Genomic DNA, 7,078 nt, shown 5'->3' on the forward strand with positions numbered 1-7,078 from the left:
CGCAAAACGGCCGGGTCCCCCAGGGAGCCGGCCGTTTCGAGAAGCGAGTGACGCTTAGTGCTGCTTGCCAGTACGGATCTGGTGCACTACACCCATCGCCACCACGATTGCCGCGGCGATACCGGTGGAAATCACCAGGATCTGGTAGTCAGGCATGAAGGCCATGGTCACCAGAGCAGCCACGATGAACGCGATCACCAGGTAGGTCAGCCATGGGAACAGCCACATCTTCAGGCGTACTTCCTTGCCTTCGGCAACCAGCTTGCGGCGCATGCGCAGCTGCGAGAAAGCAATCACCAGGTACACCAGCAGGGCGATCATGCCGGTGGTGTTCATCAGGGTTTCCAGCACGTCTTTCGGGCGCAGGGTCTCGCTGAAGTTGATCAGCGCACACACCACGGCCACGGCGCACGAACCCATGATCGCGTACACCGGTACACCGGTGCCGGCGCGGGTGATCTTGAAGAACGACGGCGCGTCGCCACGCTGGGCCAGGGAGAACAGCATGCGCGAAGCAGTGTAGTGGCCCGAGATCAGGCAGCTGCTCACCGAGGTCAGCACCACGAAGTTCATCAGCAGCTCGGCATATGGCACGCCCAACAGCTCCAGGGTGCGGCGGTAGGCGCCATAGCCGGAAACGCCCAGGTGCGGATCGTTCCACGGTACCAGGCAGACGATCAGGAAGATCGAACCCACGTAGAACAGGCACACACGCCAGACCACCGAGTTGGTCGCCTTGACGATCTGCGCGGCCGGGTCCTTGGCTTCGGAAGCGGCGATGGTGACGATTTCCGCACCGAGGAAGGCGAACATCACCCCTAGCAAGGCACCGATCACGGTGGTGATGCCGTTGGGCATGAAGCCTTCTGCGGTGAGGTGGCTGATGCCACGCACTTCACCGAACTGCCAGATGTTCAGCACGGCAGCGGTGCACACGATCAGGAAACAGACAATCGCGATCACCTTGATCAAGGCGAACCAGAACTCGAACTCACCGTAGTGCTTGACGTTGAAGAAGTTGACGGTGATCAGCAACAGGGTCGTGGCCAGCACGAACACGTTGACGCTGACGTCGGGGAAGAAACCATGCAGGATCTTGCCCGCCACATAAGCTTCCCAGGCCATGAGGATGACCCAGTACCACCAGTACAGCCAGCCGATGGTGAAACCGGCCCAACGGCCGATGGCGCGATCGGCGTAGGTGGAGAACGAACCGGTGTCTGGCGAGGAAGTCGCCATTTCACCCAGCATGCGCATGATCAGTACCACCAGGATGCCGCCTGCCAGGTAGGCCAGCACAGCAGCTGGGCCGGCGCTGTGAATCACGCTGCCGGAACCGACGAACAAGGCGCCGCCGATAACCCCGGCGATCGACATCATCGTCAGGTGGCGCGACTTGAGCGAGGCACTGAGCTTGCTCTCATGCCCGCTTTTCGCGGTGGTGGTTGTGGATGTTGCGTCCATCAGTTGTGTACCCCGTGCTTCTTTTTATCCAAGGAAAACTGTGAAACCCCGATGGCTGGCGGTTTCACGTACATCAGTGCTAATGCGCGCAGGATGGTGTGAGCGAACACACGCAGGCCTTCCATGGCGGCCTGCTGACGCGCCCCAGGGCAGGCGCCTGGGGCGAACTGAACATGCTTTAGGTGGCGATATCTGACACCTAATGTAAAAATGTCCGACGCAGAGAGCCATGCACAGTGGCATGAAACTCGCACTGCACTGTACAGGTCGCCCTTGCAATACACCTTGCAAACGCCGGGCGATACGCAACCTGAAGGCCCAAATGTTCGAATTACATCCAGACTCCTCGACCCCGCTGGTGAACCAGATCATCGACGGGCTGCGCGAGCTGATCGACAACCAGACCCTCAAGCCAGGCGCCAAGGTCCCCTCGATCCGCGCCTTTGCCGCGAGCTATTCGGTGAGTACCTTCACCGTGGTCGAGGCCTACGACCGTCTGGTCGCCCAGGGCCTGCTGGTGAGCCGGGGCAATGCGGGGTTCTTCGTCAACCGCGCGGCGGGCGAATTGCTCGACCCGCACAACGCCGAGGCCGACACCAGTCGACCAACGTTCAACTCCGAGTGGTACCTGCAGCAGATCTTCGAAATCCGCCAATTGCCGTTCAAGCCCGGGTGCGGCTGGCTGCCCAACGACTGGATGTATGAAGACGGCCTGCGCCGCGGCCTGCGCCAGGTGGCCGGCAGCCCGCTGGAGCTGTCGGGCTACGGCGACCCCATGGGCCTGATGGAGCTGCGTGCACTGACCGCACAGAACCTGCAGCAGGAACTGTCGATCGTTGCCAACCCGGCGCAGCTGATGCTTACCCATGGCGCCAGCCAGGCCCTGGACCTGGCCGCGCGCACCCTGGTGCGCCCGGGCGACGTGGTGCTGGTGGACGACCCCGGCTACCCCAACCTGATGAGCATCCTGCGTACCCAGGGCGCGACCCTGGTCGGCGTCCCGCGCACACCGGCCGGCTACGACCTGAACCAGCTGGAACAGTTGCTCACCCATCACCGCCCCACTGCGTTCTTCACCCAGCCGCACCTGCACAGCCCGACCTGCTCGCGCACGCCGCTGCCGCAGCTGCACCGCCTGCTGCAACTGGCCAGCCAGCACGGCTTCCGCCTGGTGGAGAACAACCTTTACGCCGACATGGTCGCCGAACCGCAGCCGTGCCTGGCCAGCCTCGACCACCTGCAGCAGGTGGTGTACGTGGGCAGCTACTCCAAGAGCATTTCGCCCAATGTGCGGGTCGGCTACATGCTGGCCAACCCCGAGCTGATGCAGAAGCTGCTGCACCTTAAGATGCGCTCGGGCCTGACCACCTCGCAGGTGATGGAGCGCGTGGTGTATGCCGCGATCATCGACGGGCGTTGGCGCAAGCACCTCAAGCGCCTGCGCCAGCGTTTGGCCGAGGCGCACCAGGAAGTTGGCCGGCATCTGCATCGGTTGGGCTTCGAGCTGTTCATCGAGTCGGATGAAGGGATGTATATCTGGACCCGCCACCCGGCGATTCCGGACAGCGCGGCGTTGCTGGATGATGCGCTGGAGAAAGGCATCATGCTCGGGCCTGGGCAGTTGTTCATGGTCGATGCCAAAGCGACCGGGTGGATGCGGTTCAACGTGGCGTTCAGTACCGAGCCGGCGATGTGGGAGTTGCTGGAGAAGGTGTTGGTGAAGCATGTGCGGCGGGGTGGGATGTAACGGATTGCGGGGTGTTCGCCACAACACTTTCAGCGCCTGAGAGACCGAGCGCCGCGCGGGCGGCGCTCGGTCTCTCAGGCGCTGAAACTGTCATGGCAAGCACCTGTCAGCCCCGCCCCTCCTTATCGCCAGTCCGCCTTGTCGGCAAAAAACGCCTGCGCGTTCGCCTCCAGGCTCTCCAGGTGATACCCCCCTTCCTGCACGATCAGGCACGGCAAGCGCATCGCCCGAATCCGCTCGCCCAATACCGCAAACCCTTCAGTCGTCACCGCCACCTTGCTCTGCGGGTCGAGTTCGTAGATATCGAACCCCAGCGACAACACCAGCACCTCGGCGCCAAAATCCTTCACCGCCGCCAGCGCGATCTCCAGCTGGCCCATGAAGTCCGCTTCGCTAGCCCCATGCACCATCGGCAAGTTGAGGTTGTACCCCTCCCCCGCACCGCTGCCACGCTCGTCCGCGAACCCGGCCACACCCGGGTAGAAGTTGGTGGGGTCGCCATGCACCGACACATACAGCACATCCCGGCGGTCGTAGAAGATTTCCTGAATCCCCTGCCCGTGGTGCATGTCGGTATCGAGGATGGCCACGCGGCTGTAGCGGCTGCGCAAGGCCTGGGCAGCGACAGCGGCGTTGTTGAGGTAGCAGAAACCACCGGCCGCATCGAAGCGTGCATGGTGGCCTGGCGGCCGGCACAGGGCATAGGCCGCCGGCTCGCCGTCGAGAATGGCCTTGGCACCGGCCACTGCGCTTTGCGCAGACCAATAGGCCGAGCGCCAGGTGTGTTCGCCTACAGGGCAGCTGCCGTCAGCCAGGTAGCGCCCGGCCTGGGCGAGAATGCCGCGCAAGGCGTTGGGTTCACGCACGAAGATGTTGGACATGACCTCGTCGCCCCAGTCCTCGGGCACTTCCTTCCAGCGCGCATGGGCCTCTTCGAGGAAGGCCAGGTAGGCCTCGCCATGCACTGCCTTGAGCGGTTGGAGGCCGGCGTCCTCAGGCTGACGGATGTCGAAGCCCAGATCCTTGGCCGCCTGCAGCAGGCGCTGGGCACGCTCGGGGACTTCCTGCGGGGTGCGCATGGCGCCGCGCGAGTAGTAGCTGCGTGGGTGGTGCAGCAGTTGTTCGGGGTGGAAGTAGCAACGCATCAGGCTTCTCCTTGTTCGACAATGCCCGCGCGGGCCAGCACGGCATTGAGCAGTACATCGGCACCCTGGCGGGCGTCGTCGGGCAACACGTCTTCGGCCTCGTTGTGGCTCAAGCCGCCGACACAGGGGATGAACACCATGGCGGTCGGGCAGTAGCGCGCCAGCAGGATGGCGTCGTGGCCGGCGCCGCTGACGATCGACTGCTGGGCATAGCCCAGGCCATCCACCGCCTGCTGCACGGCGGCTACGCAATCGGCATCGAATGGCGTGGCCGGGCTTATCCAGTGGCGCTCGATACGCACCTGCAACCCGCGCTGATTGGCGATGGCTTGCAGCTTCAACGTCAGGTCGCGTTCCATCGCCTCGATGGCTTCATCCCGGTGATGACGCAGGTCGACGGTGAACTGCAGCAGCCCCGGAATGGTGTTGCGCGAGGACTTGGCAATGGACAGTTCACCCACCGTGGTCAGGCCTTCAGGGGTAAAATCGGCAGCCAGTTGCTCGACTGCCTGGATCATCCGCGCGGTGCCATACAGGGCATCCTTGCGCAGTGGCATCGGCGTGGTACCGGCGTGCGCGGCCATGCCTTCGACCGTGACGTCGAGCCATCGGATAGCCTGCCCGCCGCTGACCACGCCGATGGCCTTGGCGTTGTCTTCAAGGATCGGGCCTTGCTCGATGTGGGCCTCGAAATAGGCATCGACCCGGCCACCCAACGGGCGCCGGCCGGCGTAACCGGTGCGCTGCAGTTCGTCGGCGACGCTGATGCCATCGGCATCGCGGATGGCCAGCGCTTCGTCCAGTGCCAGGGTGCCGGTGAACACCGCCGAGCCGAACATGGCCGGGGTGAAGCGGGCGCCCTCCTCGTTGGTCCATACGGCGATTTCCAGCGGCTTGCGCGTCTGGATGTTCAGGTCATTGAGCCGGCGCACCACTTCAAGGCCTGCCAGCACACCGTAGACGCCATCGAAACGGCCGCCCTCAGGTTGGGTGTCGAGGTGGCTGCCCATAATCACTGGCGCTGCATCGGGGTCGCTGCCAGCGCGCCGGGCGAACAGGTTGCCGATGGCATCCACAGTCAGCGTCAGGCCGGCTTCGCGGCACCAGTGGCTGAACAGTTCACGGCCAGCTTTGTCGTCGTCGCTCAGGGCCAGGCGGCAGCTGCCGCCACGGGCGGTAGCGCCGATTTCGGCCATGGCCATCAGGCTCGCCCACAGGCGTTCGCCATTGCTTTTCAACATGTGCGGGTACTCCAGAAAAAAGCGGTTCGATCAGGCCAGTTCCAGGCGCTGGCTGCGGGCGTACTGGCGCGCCAGGGCGAGCACGCAGACCAGCGAAATGGTGGCGATCAGGGTGTAGAACACCGCCATCGGCCACCATTGGCCGGTGAAGGTGTGGGCCAGCCAGGTACCGATCAGCGGGGTCAGGCCGCCCGCGATGGCGCCGCAGATCTGGTAGGCCAGGGATATGGCGGTGTAGCGCACGCGGGTGTCGAACATGCCGCTGACATAGCCGGCGATCACCGCGTAGAACGACGCCATGCACGCTGCGGCCAGGGCGATGCCGAGCACGATCAACGGGCCCTGGCCCGAGCTGACCAGCACGAACATCGGGTACGGCGAGGCCATCGCCAGCAACGCGACCAGGGCCAGGAAGCGGGTGGCGCCGATCTTTTCCGATAGCCAGGCGGCCAACGGCTGCACGCAGAACTGGATGATCGCCACGAAGAACAGGCACTCCAGGATCAAGGAGCGCTCCAGGTGCAATTGCGTGGTGGTGTAGCTGATCATGAAGGTGTTGGTGAAGTAGACCCCGGCAATACCCAGGGTATTGGCACCGATGCACAGCAACAGCGGGCGCCAGGCCGTGCGCAGCACTTCGAATACCGGGGCCTGCTCCTTGCGCCGGGCCTTTTCCGCCTGCTCGCGGCTGGCGATGAACTCGGGCGACTCATTCACCCCCAGGCGAATCGCCAGGCCCACCAGCAGCAACAGCGCGCTGGCCAGGAATGGCACGCGCCAGCCCCAGTTCATCAGGTCTTCTTCCGGCAGGCGGGTGACCGCGCCGAAGGCCAGCAGCGACAGGATCAGGCCCGCCGGGCTGCCCAGCTGGGCGAACGAAGCGAAGAAGTTGCGCCGGCCCTTGGGTGCATGCTCACCGGCCATCAGCACCGCCCCGCCCCACTCGCCGCCCACGGCAATGCCCTGGACGATGCGCAGCAGGATCAGCAGTACCGGCGCGCTGGCGCCGATTTGTGCGTAGGTCGGCAGCAGGCCGATGCCCACGGTGACGATGCCCATCATCAGCAAGGTGATGACCAGCGACTTCTTGCGGCCGATACGGTCGCCCACGTGGCCGAAGACGATGCCCCCCAGCGGCCGGGCGAAGAAGCCAACGGCGAAGGTGCCGAACGCGGCCATGGTGCTGAACAGGCTGTTGTCGGAGGGGAAGAACAGCGCGCCGAACACCAGGGCAGCGGCGGTGGCGTAGATGTAGAAGTCGTACCACTCGATCATGGTGCCGATGAACGCGGCGGCGGCGGCACGGCGTGGCTGGGGGGAAGCGGTGGGCTTCATGGGGGCTCCTTTGCTTGTTTTTCTGGCAGGAGTTGTCAGGGGCACGGGGGCGCTCTTGTGGCGCTTGGCCTGTTGGTCTGGTGTCAGCTTCTTCGCGGGTAAACCCGCTCCCACAGGCATTGCACAGGGCTCGGGTGCAGTGAAAA

General features: G+C 64.3%; 6 protein-coding genes. 1 reads left to right on the top strand and 5 read right to left on the bottom strand.

Going from position 1 to position 7,078, the window contains the following annotated elements:
- Positions 1–54: 54 nt before the first annotated feature.
- Both RR51_RS09855 and RR51_RS31760 read right to left on the bottom strand, forming a co-directional pair.
- Positions 55–1,464, bottom strand: coding sequence for an amino acid permease (locus tag RR51_RS09855; protein ID WP_013972050.1), 1,410 nt, complete (start codon positions 1,462–1,464; stop codon positions 55–57).
- Positions 1,464–1,589 carry a hypothetical protein gene (locus tag RR51_RS31760; protein ID WP_023661944.1) on the bottom strand — a complete coding sequence of 42 codons (126 nt, stop codon included), beginning with the start codon at positions 1,587–1,589 and terminating at the stop codon, positions 1,464–1,466. Before RR51_RS31760 ends, RR51_RS09855 begins: the two co-directional genes overlap by 1 nt.
- A gap of 197 nt (positions 1,590–1,786) precedes the next feature.
- On the opposite strand from RR51_RS31760, the gene RR51_RS09860 reads away from it, so the two are divergent.
- Positions 1,787–3,211: an aminotransferase-like domain-containing protein gene (locus tag RR51_RS09860; protein ID WP_039613366.1), complete on the top strand. Its 1,425-nt coding sequence runs from the start codon at positions 1,787–1,789 to the stop codon at positions 3,209–3,211.
- 122 nt (positions 3,212–3,333) lie between these two features.
- On the opposite strand, the gene RR51_RS09865 is transcribed toward RR51_RS09860, so the two are convergent.
- The 3 genes from RR51_RS09865 to RR51_RS09875 are packed head-to-tail and all read right to left on the bottom strand — an operon-like array spanning position 3,334 to position 6,932.
- On the bottom strand, positions 3,334–4,356 hold the full coding sequence (locus RR51_RS09865; protein WP_039613367.1) for a histone deacetylase family protein: 1,023 nt from the start codon (positions 4,354–4,356) through the stop codon (positions 3,334–3,336).
- Positions 4,356–5,597 carry a Zn-dependent hydrolase gene (locus tag RR51_RS09870; protein WP_039613368.1) on the bottom strand — a complete coding sequence of 414 codons (1,242 nt, stop codon included), beginning with the start codon at positions 5,595–5,597 and terminating at the stop codon, positions 4,356–4,358. The genes RR51_RS09865 and RR51_RS09870 overlap by 1 nt, the downstream gene beginning before the upstream one ends.
- 30 nt (positions 5,598–5,627) lie before the next feature.
- The gene (locus RR51_RS09875; protein ID WP_039613369.1) at positions 5,628–6,932 is read right to left on the bottom strand and encodes an MFS transporter; all 1,305 of its coding nucleotides are present in this window, start codon (positions 6,930–6,932) and stop codon (positions 5,628–5,630) included.
- Between the last annotated feature and the right edge of the window lie 146 nt (positions 6,933–7,078).

The sequence above is a fragment of the Pseudomonas sp. C5pp genome (assembly GCF_000814065.1).
GTDB classification, from domain to species: Bacteria; Pseudomonadota; Gammaproteobacteria; order Pseudomonadales; family Pseudomonadaceae; genus Aquipseudomonas; species Aquipseudomonas asiatica.